This is a genomic window from Janthinobacterium sp. PAMC25594 (assembly GCF_019443505.1).
Classification (GTDB): Bacteria; Pseudomonadota; Gammaproteobacteria; order Burkholderiales; family Burkholderiaceae_D; genus Janthinobacterium.
In genome coordinates, this window is sequence record NZ_CP080377.1 from 3,443,316 (window position 1) to 3,457,075 (window position 13,760).

Consider the following 13,760-nt stretch of genomic DNA (forward strand, 5'->3'; position numbering starts at 1 on the left):
TAAAGCTAATTGCCTCGGGAGCGCAACGTCGATCTTTATTGTATGATCGACGTATGCATATCGTCCTTATCACCGGAATATCCGGCTCCGGCAAATCCGTCGCGCTCAATGTGCTGGAAGATACCGGCTACTATTGTGTCGACAACCTGCCGCCGGCCTTGCTGCCTAGCCTGGTGCAAACCTTGCTTGACGAAGGCACACCGCAACTGGCCGTCGCCGTCGATGCACGCAGTGCCGAGTCGCTGGCCAGCCTGCCGCACAATGTGGCCCTGCTGCGCGACCAGGGACACGACGTCAAGGTGATGTTCCTCACGGCCACCACGCATTCGCTGGTGGCGCGCTTCTCGGAAACGCGGCGCAGCCATCCGCTGTCGCACGAATTGCGTCCGAACCAGAACCCGGCCAGCCGCCGCACCCTGATCGAATGCATCTCGGAAGAACGCGAGCGCCTGTCGGCCATCGAGCAATTGGGCCATGTGATCGACACCTCGGAACTGAGCGCCAATAAATTGCGCGCCTGGATCAAGGATATCGTCGCCTCCGAACGCGCGCCGCTGACCTTGTTCTTCGAATCGTTCGCCTTCAAACTGGGCGTGCCGCTGGACGCCGATTTTGTCTTCGACGTGCGGGCCTTGCCGAATCCCTATTACGACCTGGCGCTGCGTCCGCTCGACGGACGCGATGCGCCCGTGATCGCCTTCCTCGACGCGCAGCCAAGCGCGCTGGAACTGCTGGCCGACATCCGCGCCTTCATCGAGAAGTGGTTGCCGTCATTCAAATCCGACAACCGCAGCTATCTGACGGTGGCGCTCGGTTGCACGGGCGGCCAGCACCGCTCCGTGTACATGGCGGAACGGCTGGCGCAATACTTCGGCCCCAACGAAAGAGTCGTGCTGCGCCATCGCGAGCGCTCTTAGTTAATCCAGGTGGCGCAGCGGATGCGCTGACGCCGGCCAGACGGGCGCAAAGAAACGCGCCACCATGGCTGCATCGACCTCGTCCAGGCTGGCGGGGTTCCAGCGCGGCGCATTGTCCTTGTCGACCACCAGCGCGCGCACGCCTTCGAGCACTTCGCCATGCGCGAAATTGTGGCGCACCACGCTGCGCTCCAGGCGCAGGCAATCGGCCACGCCCAGGTGGGCACCGCGCCGCAGTAATTCCAGGGTCACCGACATCATCAAGGGCGAACGCAGGCGCATGGCCGCCAGGGCCTTCGCCGCGAACGCGCTGTCGTCCTGCGCCAGCGACACCATGATGGCGGCCACCGAAGGGGCGCTGAAGTGGCGGTCCAGCGCCGCGCGCGCCGCGGCCAGAGGAGAAATACCCGCCTCGGCGTGGAACGGTGCCGCCAAGGCCTTGATGGCCACCGGCAAGGCCTCTCCCGGCGTCGATTCGAACAGGGCCAGCAGCGCTCCCATGTGCGCCTCGGGCAGGTACACATCGGCCAGGCCCGTGTACAGGGCATCGGCCGCGTTGATCGTCAGGCCTGTCAAGCCCAGGTACAGACCCAGCTGGCCCGCCAGGCGGGACAGGAAATAGCTGCCGCCCACGTCCGGGAACAGGCCGATATTGACTTCCGGCATGGCCATGCGAGTGCGGCCCGTGACGATGCGCAGGCGGTTGCCTGGCCCCGCTTGCGCCACGCCCATGCCGCCGCCCATCACCACGCCATCCATCACGGCGATATACGGTTTCGGATAGAAGTGAATCACATGATTTAACGCGTATTCTTCCGTAAAGAAGTCTTCCAGCAACGCGCTGCCGCCTTGCGGCGTAGCCAGGCCCGCATCGTAAAAGAAACGGATATCGCCACCGGCGCACAGCGCTTTCTCGCTGCTGGAACGGATCACGACGGCGTCCACCTGCGGATCGTCGCGCCAGGCCAGCAAGACGGCACTCAGGGCGCGCACCATCTCCAGCGACAGGGAATTGAAGGCTTTCGGACGGTCGAGCACGATGTGTCCGGTGCGGTGGCGAATGGAGGTCTGGACGAAGTTGCTCATGGCAGGCAGGAAAGAAGTGAAAGTGCAAACATTCTAAGTAATCCTCAGGAAATTATTGTGAATTTATGACGAACAGAACCGGATGCTATGCAAGGCGCCCGCTGCGACGCAGTGCGAGCACTGCTAGCAGCGGGCAACGCCGCAGAGGGCCGGTTATGGAAGTCAGAAATCACAATAATTTATTGGGGGTTACTTAGCGCCTGTGCGGGGAAGATTGCGTTCAACAGGTCCAGGCGCAAAAAAGGGCGCAATGTGCGCCCTTAGTTGATCACAACCGGTTGAAAGTCGCGGGCCAGTTAGGCGGCGGCGAATTCTTCTTCCGAGTTGTCTGGCAGATGCTTGATCGCCTCTTTACCGTGCCCTTGCACTTTGGTTTTGTACTTCATCACTTGCCTGTCCAGCTTGTCGATCAGGGTATCGATTGCGGCATACAGGTCATGCGCCAGGCTTTCCACATAGACGGTTTTGCCACTCAGACGCAGGTTGACTTCGGCCTTTTGACGTTTTTCTTTCTCTTTGAGGTTATCCACGGTCAGAATCACGGCGATATCGATAACTTGATCGAAATGACGTTTCACGCGCTCCAGCTTCGTTTGTACGTATTCACGGATGGCTGGTGTCACTTCGAGATGATGTCCGCTGATGGTGAGATTCATACACACTCCTAAAGATGATCGGGTTCGTGCGGTCCATCCTATCCGGCCCGCAGAGGAACCGAAAAAAACTTACAAACACTTACGCAGGCTCACTGGCGGAATTTTCAACGCTTCCCGGTATTTGGCAACAGTACGTCGCGCAATCACCATGCCTTGTTCCCCCAGCATGTCCGCAATCTTACTGTCGGATAAAGGATTTTTAGGGTCTTCTGCTCCTGTCAGTTGCACGATCAATGCCCGTATCGCCGTCGATGACGCTTCGCCCCCCGCTTCGGTGGCGACGTGGCTACCAAAGAAATATTTCAACTCGAACATGCCGTGCGGGGTCAGCATGTACTTTTGAGTTGTTACCCGCGAGATAGTACTCTCGTGTAAACCCAGTGTATCAGCTATTTCACGGAGCACAAGGGGGCGCATGGCAACGGCCCCATGCGAGAAAAAGTTCTTTTGTCTTTCTACTATCGCCTGCGCCACGCGCAGGATCGTGTCGAAGCGCTGGCGCATATTCTTGATCAGCCACTTGGCTTCCTGCAACTGTGCACCCATGGCGCCCTCGCCCTTGCCCTGCTTGAGCAGGTTGGCGTACATGGCGTTGACGCGCAGGCGCGGCATGACGTCATTGTTCAGGGTGACTTGCCAGCCATTGCGCGCGCGCTTGACGACGACGTCGGGCACCACGTAATCGGACACGTCCGAGGCAAACACGGCGCCCGGATGCGGATTACACTGGCGAATCACCGTCTGCGCTTCACGCAAGTCTTCCTCGTCGCAATCGAGGGCTTTTTTCAGCTTGTTGAAATCGCGCTGGGCAAACCAGGCCAGGTGCTTTTCCACGATGACGAGGGCCATGCGCCGCGTCACCATGGCGACGTGCGGCAAGCGCTTGATTTGCAACGCCAGGCATTCGGATGCATTGCGCGCGCCCACGCCCGGCGGATCGAAACTTTGCAGCAGGGACAAGGCCGTGCGCATCTCGTCGGCGTCGATTTCCAGCTCTTCCGGCAGGCGCGCCAGGATGTCGTCGAGTGACTCTTCCAGGTAGCCATTGTCGTCGAGCGCGTCGATGATCAGCTCGACCAGCGCGCGGTCACGCAATTCGAGCACCGTCACGCGCATCTGCTCCATCAGGTGTTCGCGCAGGGTGCAGTGATGGGCCTCCAGTTGCGGACGCGAATCTTCGTCGTCGGGCGCCTTGCCCCGGCTCGCCTCGCTCCAGTCGCTGTCGCCGCCGTCCGCGGCGGCCGGGCTGTCACCCGCCTCGCCGTCAAAGGTTTCCGCTTCGGCTGGCGCTGCGGGCGCCTCCTGGCCTGGCGGCTGGGGCGGCGCTTCGGCCGGCGCGGCCGTGGAACTCAGGGCCCCGTCGGACAGCAGGCGCAGCGAACGGTCGAGCGGATCGTCGAGGCGCTCGAGCAAGGGATTGTCCGTCAGCAGTTGCTCGAGTTCCTGGTGCAATTCCAGGGTAGACAATTGCAGCAGGCGTATCGATTGCTGCAACTGCGGCGTCAGTGCCAGGTGCTGCGAGGTGCGCAGCTGCAATGATTGTTTCATTGGCTCACATGCGGAAGTGTTCGCCCAGATAGACCCGGCGTACCGACTCGTTCGCGATGATGTCGTCGGGGCGTCCCGACGCCAGCACCGAGCCCTGGTTGATGATGTAGGCACGGTCGCAAATACCCAGCGTCTCGCGCACATTATGATCGGTGATCAGCACGCCGATATTGCGCTCCTTCAAGAAGCGCACGATGCGCTGGATCTCGATCACGGCGATGGGATCGACGCCGGCGAACGGCTCGTCGAGCAGCACGAAACGCGGGTCGGTGGCCAGCGCGCGGGCGATTTCCACGCGGCGGCGCTCGCCGCCCGACAGGGACAGCGCCTGGTTCTCGCGCAACTTTTCAATTTGCAAGTCGGCCAGCAATTTATCCAGGCGCTCTTCGATCTCGGCCTTCTTCAGGGGACGGCCTTCGACGGTCTGGATTTCCAGCACGGCGCGGATATTGTCTTCCACCGTCAGCTTGCGGAAGACGGACGCTTCCTGCGGCAGATACGACAGGCCCATCTGCGCGCGGCGGTGGATGGGCAGGCGGGAAATGTCCACGCCGCTGATATCGATGCTGCCGCCGTCCGACGGCACCAGGCCGACGATCATGTAGAACGAGGTGGTCTTGCCGGCGCCGTTCGGGCCCAGCAAGCCCACCACTTCGCCGCATTCGACTTGCAGCGAGACATCATGCACGACTTGCCGCTTGCCATAGGTTTTTTGCAGCCCGCGAACGATCAGGGTGCTGCCGCAACGTGTATTGTCCATTAGTTCTTTCCTGGCGCGGGCGTGGCCGGCGTCTTGGGCTTCGGCTGGATCACCATGCGCACGCTGCCGCCATCCGGCGTGCTGGTGCCGCTGTCGGAATTTTCCATTTTGAATACTTCCTTGCGGCTGTCATACGAGATGAAGGCGCCGTTGGCCACGTCGGTCACTTTCGTGCCTTCCAGGCGCGTCAGCTTGGCCTTGGAAAACAGTTTCACCACTTCCGTCTTGTTGTCGTATTCCACGCGCTCCGCCTCGCCTTCGACCCACAGGTCGCCCGCGCCATCGCGCTTCTGGCGGAAGGTGGCCAGCTTGCCGGGATCGGCCCAGAACGTGATGAACTGGTAGCCTTGCGGGTCTTCCGTGATCAGGGCCCGGCCCGCCTTCATGGTCAAGGTACCCTTGACCAGCACGACATCGCCCGTCAGGGTACGCACCTGCTTGACGTCATCGACGTGGCCGCTACGTGCCGTGATGACGGCTTCCTTCTCGGAATCGGCCTTTTCGGCATGCGCCACGCCCATCACGGCCAGAGAAAATACGGTCAACAGCAAGATATTCTTCATAGTATGGTTTCCTTGTTTCATTCTGTCATTTTGCCGCCGCGGCCGGGCGCGGTTTCGGCGGGAGGACCATGCGCAGCGCATTCTGCACTTCCACCACGCCGGTGGCGTTATTGGCCTTCATGCCGATGCCATTGATGCGCGAGGCGCCCGTCAGGATATCGACAGGCACGTCCGTTTCCATTCTTTCCTCATCCGGGAATACCGTCAGCGCTTCCGTCCTGACTGTCAGGTTATGCGCCTTCGGACTGGCCACGCGGTCGATCACGACTTTGCGGTACAGTTGCAGCCGGGTATTGTCCTGGTCGATATGCGCCAGTTCCGCATTCATGTTCATCGGCGGCATGCCTGGCGTCAGCTTGCGCACGAAAGGCTGGTCGATATCGGATGAATCGTCGAGCGGGTAATGCGTGAGCTTGGTGCCCGAGACGATATAACTGGGTTTACCCGTCAAGTCCATGCGCACCAGGCTGAAATTGGTGATGAAATAATCTGGCTCATCGAGATGCTTGCTGGCCGTGATGTTCTGGGCATTCTTGTTCATCACTTCCAGCAGCCAGAAGCTGGCCAGCGCAAAGACGATGGCCCCCAGCACGGTAAAAATCATGCGCCAGCGATGGGCGCCTCCTGGCTTACGCATAGGGTTTCACTCTTTCAAATCGCACTGGCGGCGAGGCGATGCGCCTCACTCCAGGAACGGCGCCATGACGCGCGCATAGTTATCCTGGGCGCGCAGCAGGAATTCGCAGATCTCGCGCACGGCGCCACGGCCGCCGCCGGCCTGCGTCACATAGTGCGCCAGGTCCAGCGCTTCCGGACGCCCGCCCGGCACGCTGACGGCAAAGCCCACGCGGCGCAGGATGGGCGCATCGATGACATCGTCGCCGATATAGCCGCATTGCTCTTCCGTCAAGCCCGTCAGCGCCAGCAGTTCGCGAAACGGCGTCAGCTTGTCGTGACCGCCCTGGTGCACATGGGTAATGCCCAGGTCTTGCGCGCGGCGCGCCGTGATGGCCGAGCGGCGCGCGCTGATGATGGCCGTCTGCACGCCCGATTCCTGCAGCAGCTTGATGCCCAGGCCATCATACACATTAAACGTTTTCATCATCTCGCCATCGGGGCCGAAATGCAGGCTGCCGTCGGTGAGCACGCCATCGACGTCAAAGATCATCAGTTTGACCTTGGCCGCGCGCGCCAGGTTGTCCGCTACGCTATCCATCAGATCACCTTCGCTTGCGTCAGATCATGGATATGCAGCGCGCCCACCAGCTTGCCGTCGGCATCGACGACCAGCATCTGGTTGATGCGGAACTGCTCCATCACGGCCACGGCATCGACGGCCAGGCGTTCGGGCGCGATGCTGCGCGGCTGCGCATGCATGACGTCGCGAATCGCCACTTGCGTGAAATCCTGCACGCGCTCGAACATGCGGCGCAAATCGCCATCCGTAAACACGCCCACGGGGCGGTCATCCGCATCGACGACGGCCGTCATGCCCATGCCCTTCTTCGTCATTTCTTCCAGCGCCTGCAGCAAGGAAGCGTCCACGGGCACCTTGGGCACCCGTTCGCCGCTGCGCATGACGTCATGCACGTGCGTGAGCAGGCGGCGGCCCAGGGCGCCGCCCGGGTGCGAACGGGCGAAATCCTCTTCCTTGAAGCCGCGCAAGTCGAGCAAGGCCACGGCGATCGCATCGCCCAAGGCCAGGGTGACGGTGGTGCTGGCCGTCGGCGCCAGATTCAGCGGACAGGCTTCTTTCTCAACAGAAATATCCAGGTGCACATCGGCCAGCTGGGCCAGGCTGGAATGCGGTTTGCCCGTCATGGAAATGAGCACGCCGCCCATGCGCTTGACGACGGGCATGATGGCCATCAGTTCCGCCGATTCGCCGGAGTACGAGATGGCAATAAAAGCATCGTCCGAGGTGACCATGCCCAGGTCACCATGGGCCGCTTCGGCCGGATGCACGAACAGGGCCGGCGTGCCGGTGGAAGCGAGGGTGGCGGCAATCTTGCGCGCGATATGGCCGGACTTGCCGATGCCGGAGACGACGACTCTCCCTTTGCATTGCAGCAACATCGCCACGGCGCGGCCCACGCTGTCGTCCGTGGCCAGGCGCGCGCGCAGCGCTACGATGGCGTCGGACTCGATCTGCAAGGTGGTGCGTGCCAGCGCGACGGCGCGCTCGGTCGTCGCTTGCATGTCAATTCGATCAAAAGCTTTCAGCATTGTTTTTTCATGGGTTACACTCATGCCCAAAGTATAAACGAATTAGGAAAGCAAAAAACTTGCCAGTCACAACAAACAACGATTTCCATTGACCGCATCGGGCAACCCATGTTTTCCTCGCTTGAACTGACCCTGATGTTACTCGGCAGCGCCGTGCTGGGCGTGGTCGCTTTCAGAATGTTGCACTTGCCGCCCATGCTGGGCTACCTGGCCGTCGGCATCGTCATCGGCCCCCACGCGCTGGGCCTGGCAGCCGAGAACGAAGCGAGCCATACCCTGGCCGAATTCGGTGTCGTCTTCCTGATGTTTTCCATCGGGCTCGAGTTTTCACTTCCCAAGTTTCTCGCCATGCGGCGCATCGTCTTCGGCCTTGGCATGGCGCAGGTGGTCACCACCATCATCGCCACCGTCGTCTTCGGCTGGTTCGTCGGACGCTACCTGTCCGCCTACATCCACCTGAGCTGGCAAGCCGCCTTCGCCCTGGGCGGCGCGCTGGCCATGTCGTCGACGGCCATCGTCTCGAAAATGCTCACGGAACGGCTGGAACTCGAAAGCGAACACGGCCGCAAAATCATCGGCATTCTGCTGTTCCAGGACCTGGCCGTGGTACCGCTGCTGATCCTGATTCCCGCCCTCACGCGCGATTCCGACAACCTGGCCGAAACCCTGGCCTGGGCCGGCGGCAAGGCCCTGGTCGTGCTGATCTTGCTGCTGTTTATCGGCCAGAAGATGGTGCGCGGCTGGTTGACCATCGTCGCCAAGCGCCGCTCGCAGGAATTGTTCATGCTCAACCTGCTGCTGATCACCCTGGGCGCGGCCTGGATCACGGAACGGGCGGGGCTGTCGCTGGCCCTGGGGGCGTTTGTTGCCGGCATGCTCATTTCCGAGACGGAATTCAAGCACCAGGTGGAAGAGGATATCAAACCGTTCCGCGATGTGCTGCTGGGCCTGTTCTTCATCACCGTCGGCATGCTGCTCAACATCCGCGTGGTGCTCGATAACTGGTGGCTGGTCTTGCTGCTGTTGTGCGGCCCCGTGCTGCTGAAATTTGCCCTCATCGCAGGGCTGGCCAGGCTGTTCGGCTCATCGACGGGCGTGTCATTGCGCACGGGCCTGGCGCTGGCGCAGGCGGGCGAATTCGGCTTCGTGCTGCTGAACCTGGCAGGCGGCATCAAGCTGATGGACCCGTTCGTCGTACAGGTAGTGCTGGCCTCGATGGTGCTGTCGATGCTGGTGGCGCCCTTCCTCATCGCCAAGTCCGATGCCATCGTCATGAAACTGGCGGCCAACGACTGGATGATGCAATCGCTGGCACTGACCAAGATCGCCACGCGCACCATGGCGTCGCAGAAACACGTGCTGATCGCCGGCTTCGGGCGCAGCGGCCAAAGCCTGGCCACCCTGCTGGCGGAAGAAAAGATCGAATACCACGCGCTGGACCTGGACCCGGAACGGGTGCAGGAAGCACAGCTGGCTGGCGCCCACGTCTCGTATGGCGACGCGGGCCGGCGCGAAAGCCTGGTCGCGGCCGGTATCTACCGGGCCAGCGCCGTGGTGATCACCTATGCGAATACGCCCTCGGCACTGAAGTTACTGCATTTGCTCAACGATATGGCGCCGACCTTGCCCGTCATCGTGCGCAGCCACGACGACAGCGACCTCGACCAGTTGAAGAAAGCGGGCGCGGCCGAAGTGGTGCCGGAATTGATGGAAGGCAGCCTGATGCTCGCCTCGCACGCGCTGATCATGATGGGCGTGCCCCTGCGCCGCGTGGTGCACCGGGTGCAGGCGGCACGCGAGGAACGCTATGCGTCCCTGCGCGGCTATTTCCACGGCTCCAGCGACGCGGGCGACGATGCCGAGCTGGAACGCCTGCATACAGTCACCGTCAGCGAGGGCGCGCAGTGCGTCGGCTTGCCGTTAAGCACGGTCGACGTGGCCGGCTGCGGCGCGTTTGTCACGGCCATCCGCCGCGGCCGCGGCCGCCTCGATATCACGCCAGAGACGCAGCTGGCCAGCGGCGACGTGGTGGTGCTGCGCGGCACGGCCGATGCCGTGGCCAAGGCCGAAACGTTATTATTGAAATAGTCAGCCGATCTGCGCCTGCCAGCTGATGACCTTGTTGCGGCCGCCCGCCTTGGCCTGGTACAGGGCCTGGTCGGCGTGCGCCACCAGCTGCTGCGCCACCGTTTCGATGGGTAGCAGCGCCGCGTCCGCTTCCAGGCTGGCCACACCGATCGACACGCTGACCCACGCTTGCGCGCTGCCCGGCAAGTCAAACATGGTGCCGGCAATGCTGGCGCGGATGCGTTCGGCAACAAAGGTCGCGCTGTCGAGGTCGGCATCGATCAGCAGGACGACGAATTCCTCGCCGCCGAAGCGGCCCAGCGCATCGGAGCGGCGCAATTCCGTGCGGATGCGCGTGGCCACTTCGCGCAGCACTTCATCGCCGCCCTGGTGGCCATAGGTGTCATTGACCCGTTTAAAATGGTCGATATCGATATACATACACGAAATGCAATAATTCTGGCGCCGCGCGCGGGCGATTTCTTCCAGCAGCCGGCGGTCGATATAGCGGCGGTTATAGACGCCCGTCAGGGAATCGGTCAAGCCGATGTATTTCAGCATTTCATTGCTGATCACGTTTTCCAGGCAAATGGCGATGATGGAGGCCATGTGCTTGATAAAATCCGTGCCCAGCGAAGGCGTGAAGCGCGTCACGTCGCCGCTGGCCAGGTTCAGGCTGCCAATCAGCCGCTTGTTGCGCAGCAAGGGCACCAGCGCCACGCTACGCAAAGCGCTGATCTGCGGAAAGCGGGAACCATGCACGGCGGCGTCGAACTGTCCCAGCAGGGGCAACGGCGGCGAGGCCGCTTCCCCTTCGGCCACGGGCGCCGGCAAAGCAAAACCCAGCTCCGCCACGGCATGCACGAACAGCAACTGCGGAAAGGCGCTGAAATCGACGCCCAGCTTTTCCATCACCAGCACGATATCGTCATCCTCGTCGAGCAGGCTCAAGGTGACGCCGTCGAGGTCGGAGATCACGGGCAAGGTGCGGAAAATGGTGCCGATCAACTCGGGAAAGGTGGACGCGCTGACGATTTCCAGGTCAAACGCCTGGTGGCGGCACATGATGTCATGGTTGCGCTCGACCTGTTCCAGCAGGAAAGCCATGCGCGCGCGCAAGGCCTGGTTTTCGGCTTCGAGGCTGGCAATGCGCGGGTCCGGCGGTATTGCTTGATTCATAGAAACCTTAAACCCTTGTGTGCGGGCACCATGCTTAAAATGCCAGTTCGAAACCGATGTCCTGCCCCACCACGATGCGCTCGTCGCCGCCGTCGGTGACGATGGCGTTCATGCCGAAGCAGATGGCGCCATCGAGTTCGGGCTTGGCGCGATAGCCATGCATGACGTCGAGCGGGTCCGGTCCCGGCACGCCCGTGGCCTGGTCCACCGACGGGATCGGGCAGCGCGAGCACGGCTTGACGGGTTTTAGCACGGTGGCGCCAAATTGCAGGAACGCGGCGTAGTCTTCCTCGAAGGCAGCAATATCGCCGATGACCAGGTTGGGACGGAAACGGTTCATCGGCAGCGCCTCGCGGCCGGCGGCGCGCAGCTTGTCATTGACATCGTCCAGCGAGGCACTGCCGGCGATCAGCACCGGGTAGCCGTCGGCAAACATGGTCGCGGCGGCAATACCATTCGTCCCATCGGTCCCATTCGTCCATTCCGTGCTGGTGGCGCGCACCACGTCCGGGTGAAAGCGCACCAGGCGGCACGGCACGCCGATGGCGTTGGAAAACCAGGTGGCCGTGACGTCGTCGCAATCGTAGGCGCGCACGGTATCGTCCCACACCTGCACTTCCAGCATGGGCGCCAGTTGCGGATGCGGCAAGCCCAGCTCGATTTCCAGGCGCAACATGCCCGGCGCGCGCAGCTCCAGCGTGGTGGCCTTGATGGAGGGCACGATCAGCGCCATGCGCGGATGTTCGCGCTGGGTCAGGAAGCGGCCTTGCTCGTCCACCACCATCCATTCGCGGTCGAACACGTGCTCGCTCATCAGCCCTGAATGCGTGAGCACTGCCTCCTGCAAGTGGATGCCGGCGCACGATTTGATCGGATACAGAATGATGTCGGACAGGATAGCCATGGACAAGGGAGAAGGAACAGTGTTGCTGCTTCAGCCAGGAAGTTATTCAGAAACGAAGTATGGCAGCAAAGCGGGCAAGCGTAAATCAGCCAGGCTCAACCAATACGGCTGGCCTGGCGCGACAAGGATCAATACGTGTAGAAAATACGCTGGATTTCTTGCGTACTGTTGGTCTTGGTCAAGGCCAGCATCAGCAGGATGCGGGCTTTTTGCGGGTTCAGGGTATCGGACACGACACTGTCGAGTTCATCGTCGTTGGCTTCGCCATTGCGCGCCACGATGCCCTGGCCGACGCGGCTGGAACGCACGATCAGCACGCCTTTCTGGCGCGCTTCCACCAGGGCCGGCTTCATTTGCGCGGCCACGCTGCCATCGCCCACGCCTGCGTGGATGATGCCCTTGGCGCCGGCGGCGATGAAAGCGTCCATGCCGACACGGTTCATGTTGGCGTAGCCATACACGATGTCCACTTGCGGCAAGGTATCGAGCTTGCTGATGTCAAATTCCGATTCCAGGGTGTGCTTGCGCGTCGACTGGCGATAGAAAAACGCCTTGCTGCCCTGGATATAGCCGAGCATGCCCAGTTCCGGCGATTTGAAGGTGTCGGTGGTCGAGGTATTGGTTTTCGTCACTTCACGCGCCGCGTTGATCTGGTCGTTCAAGGCCACCAGCACGCCCTTGCCCACGGCTTCCTTGCTGCCAGCGAGCATCACGGCGTTGTACAGGTTGATGGGGCCGTCGGCCGAAATGGCCGTCGACGGACGCATGGCGCCCACCACTACCACGGGTTTGTGGCTCTTCACGGTGAGGTTCAGGAAATACGCCGTCTCTTCGATGGTATCGGTGCCGTGCGTGACGACCACGCCATCGACGTCGTTCGAGGCCAGCAGCACGTTGATGCGTTTGGCCAGGGCCAGCCAGTGGCTGTTGCCCATGCTTTCACTGGCGATCTGGAATACTTGCTCGCCTTTCACATTCGCCACTTTCTTCAATTCCGGCACGGCCGCGATCAGGCGCTCGACGCCCACTGTGGCCGAGGTGTAGCCAACGGTGGTGGTGCTGTCGGCGCCGCTGCCGGCGATGGTGCCGCCCGTGGCCAGGATCACCACATTCGGCAATTTGACAGCCGCCTCTTGCGCGCGCGCGGGCGCGGTGGCGACAAAACTCATCAGCAAGGTGGCCAGCATCAGCTGTGCACAAGAATGGAATTTGCGTGAAAACATGGTGCTCCCGTGAGGTGTACTGTCAAAAATAACAAAGTCGTGTGCAAATTATATGTCATCAGTGCCGCACAAATCCCCCAATTCATGCGTCCCGCGCAAACGTGCGCGCCCTTGCTTGCGCTACAGTGGCGCCATGTCCACACTCCTCTGCCTGCGCGCGTGCCTCGTCCTGCCGCTGATCCTGATCGCGCTGGGCGCCTGCTCCACGCAAACCGAACTGCGCACGGCGGCGCAGCAGGAGCAGTTCGCGCGGGAAGCGGCCAGCCAGGGCGACTGGGAGCGAGCCATGCGCAGCTACGCGGCCGCGGCCGAGAATGCCGAACTGGGCCATGGCGACTTCGCTTGGCAGGCGCGGCTGCATCACCAGGCGGGACGCGCCGCCAGCGGGGCCTGCCGCTACGATGCGGCCGAGTTTCATTTCCGCCAGGCCATCGCGCTGGCAAAGAAGGGCGAATATTCGAGCGCCCTCAGCTACAAGGCGCTGATCGACCAATATGAACGCCAGGGCAAGGCGACGCAAGCCCTGGCAGTGCGCAATGAACTGGGCGGGCCTCAATCGGGGGCGCTGGGCGCATTTGCCGACCGGGAATCGCTGCCGGTGGGCAAGCCTTGCGGGACACCGCCCTAGGAG

At 61.9% G+C, this 13,760-nt stretch carries 14 protein-coding genes; 3 read left to right on the top strand and 11 right to left on the bottom strand.

Annotated elements, in window-relative coordinates; genetic code table 11:
- Positions 1–53 precede the first annotated feature (53 nt).
- A complete protein-coding gene (gene rapZ / locus KY494_RS15460; protein WP_071079719.1) occupies positions 54–917 on the top strand; it encodes an RNase adapter RapZ in 864 nt (287 codons plus the stop codon).
- Here the strand turns inward: rapZ and KY494_RS15465 are convergent, their stop codons facing one another.
- The 8 genes from KY494_RS15465 to KY494_RS15500 all read right to left on the bottom strand — a co-directional run bounded on the left by KY494_RS15465 (position 918) and on the right by KY494_RS15500 (position 7,780).
- Entirely contained in the window at positions 918–2,003 is a 1,086-nt protein-coding gene (locus KY494_RS15465; protein ID WP_219887431.1) for a 3-hydroxyisobutyryl-CoA hydrolase, read from the bottom strand.
- A gap of 296 nt (positions 2,004–2,299) precedes the next feature.
- Positions 2,300–2,659, bottom strand: a complete 360-nt coding sequence (gene hpf / locus KY494_RS15470) for a ribosome hibernation-promoting factor, HPF/YfiA family (RefSeq protein ID WP_219136148.1) — start codon at positions 2,657–2,659, stop codon at positions 2,300–2,302.
- Positions 2,660–2,728: 69 nt separating this feature from the next.
- Positions 2,729–4,207 carry an RNA polymerase factor sigma-54 gene (locus KY494_RS15475; protein WP_219136147.1) on the bottom strand — a complete coding sequence of 493 codons (1,479 nt, stop codon included), beginning with the start codon at positions 4,205–4,207 and terminating at the stop codon, positions 2,729–2,731.
- Between the two features lie 4 nt (positions 4,208–4,211).
- Positions 4,212–4,967 carry an LPS export ABC transporter ATP-binding protein gene (gene lptB, locus KY494_RS15480; RefSeq protein ID WP_099760888.1) on the bottom strand — a complete coding sequence of 252 codons (756 nt, stop codon included), beginning with the start codon at positions 4,965–4,967 and terminating at the stop codon, positions 4,212–4,214.
- Positions 4,967–5,530: a lipopolysaccharide transport periplasmic protein LptA gene (lptA, locus tag KY494_RS15485; RefSeq protein WP_219136146.1), complete on the bottom strand. Its 564-nt coding sequence runs from the start codon at positions 5,528–5,530 to the stop codon at positions 4,967–4,969. Before lptA ends, lptB begins: the two co-directional genes overlap by 1 nt.
- A 25-nt stretch (positions 5,531–5,555) precedes the next feature.
- Positions 5,556–6,167 carry an LPS export ABC transporter periplasmic protein LptC gene (lptC, locus tag KY494_RS15490; RefSeq protein ID WP_258194263.1) on the bottom strand — a complete coding sequence of 204 codons (612 nt, stop codon included), beginning with the start codon at positions 6,165–6,167 and terminating at the stop codon, positions 5,556–5,558.
- Positions 6,168–6,212: 45 nt separating this feature from the next.
- The gene (locus tag KY494_RS15495) at positions 6,213–6,746 is read right to left on the bottom strand and encodes an HAD family hydrolase (protein WP_219136145.1); all 534 of its coding nucleotides are present in this window, start codon (positions 6,744–6,746) and stop codon (positions 6,213–6,215) included.
- Entirely contained in the window at positions 6,746–7,780 is a 1,035-nt protein-coding gene (locus KY494_RS15500; protein WP_375143358.1) for an SIS domain-containing protein, read from the bottom strand. The genes KY494_RS15495 and KY494_RS15500 overlap by 1 nt, the downstream gene beginning before the upstream one ends.
- Positions 7,781–7,864: 84 nt before the next feature.
- On the opposite strand from KY494_RS15500, the gene KY494_RS15505 reads away from it, so the two are divergent.
- The gene (locus KY494_RS15505) at positions 7,865–9,844 is read left to right on the top strand and encodes a monovalent cation:proton antiporter family protein (RefSeq protein ID WP_219887433.1); all 1,980 of its coding nucleotides are present in this window, start codon (positions 7,865–7,867) and stop codon (positions 9,842–9,844) included.
- On the opposite strand, the gene KY494_RS15510 is transcribed toward KY494_RS15505, so the two are convergent.
- The 3 genes from KY494_RS15510 to KY494_RS15520 all read right to left on the bottom strand — a co-directional run bounded on the left by KY494_RS15510 (position 9,845) and on the right by KY494_RS15520 (position 13,129).
- Positions 9,845–11,002: a diguanylate cyclase gene (locus KY494_RS15510; protein WP_219136142.1), complete on the bottom strand. Its 1,158-nt coding sequence runs from the start codon at positions 11,000–11,002 to the stop codon at positions 9,845–9,847. It lies immediately after the preceding gene.
- A gap of 34 nt (positions 11,003–11,036) precedes the next feature.
- Entirely contained in the window at positions 11,037–11,906 is an 870-nt protein-coding gene (locus KY494_RS15515; protein WP_219887434.1) for an MOSC domain-containing protein, read from the bottom strand.
- A 128-nt stretch (positions 11,907–12,034) separates the two neighbouring features.
- Positions 12,035–13,129, bottom strand: coding sequence for a type II asparaginase (locus KY494_RS15520; protein WP_219887435.1), 1,095 nt, complete (start codon positions 13,127–13,129; stop codon positions 12,035–12,037).
- A 133-nt stretch (positions 13,130–13,262) separates the two neighbouring features.
- Between KY494_RS15520 and KY494_RS15525 the strand changes: the two genes are divergently transcribed.
- Positions 13,263–13,757: a hypothetical protein gene (locus KY494_RS15525; protein ID WP_219887436.1), complete on the top strand. Its 495-nt coding sequence runs from the start codon at positions 13,263–13,265 to the stop codon at positions 13,755–13,757.
- Positions 13,758–13,760: the final 3 nt, after the last annotated feature.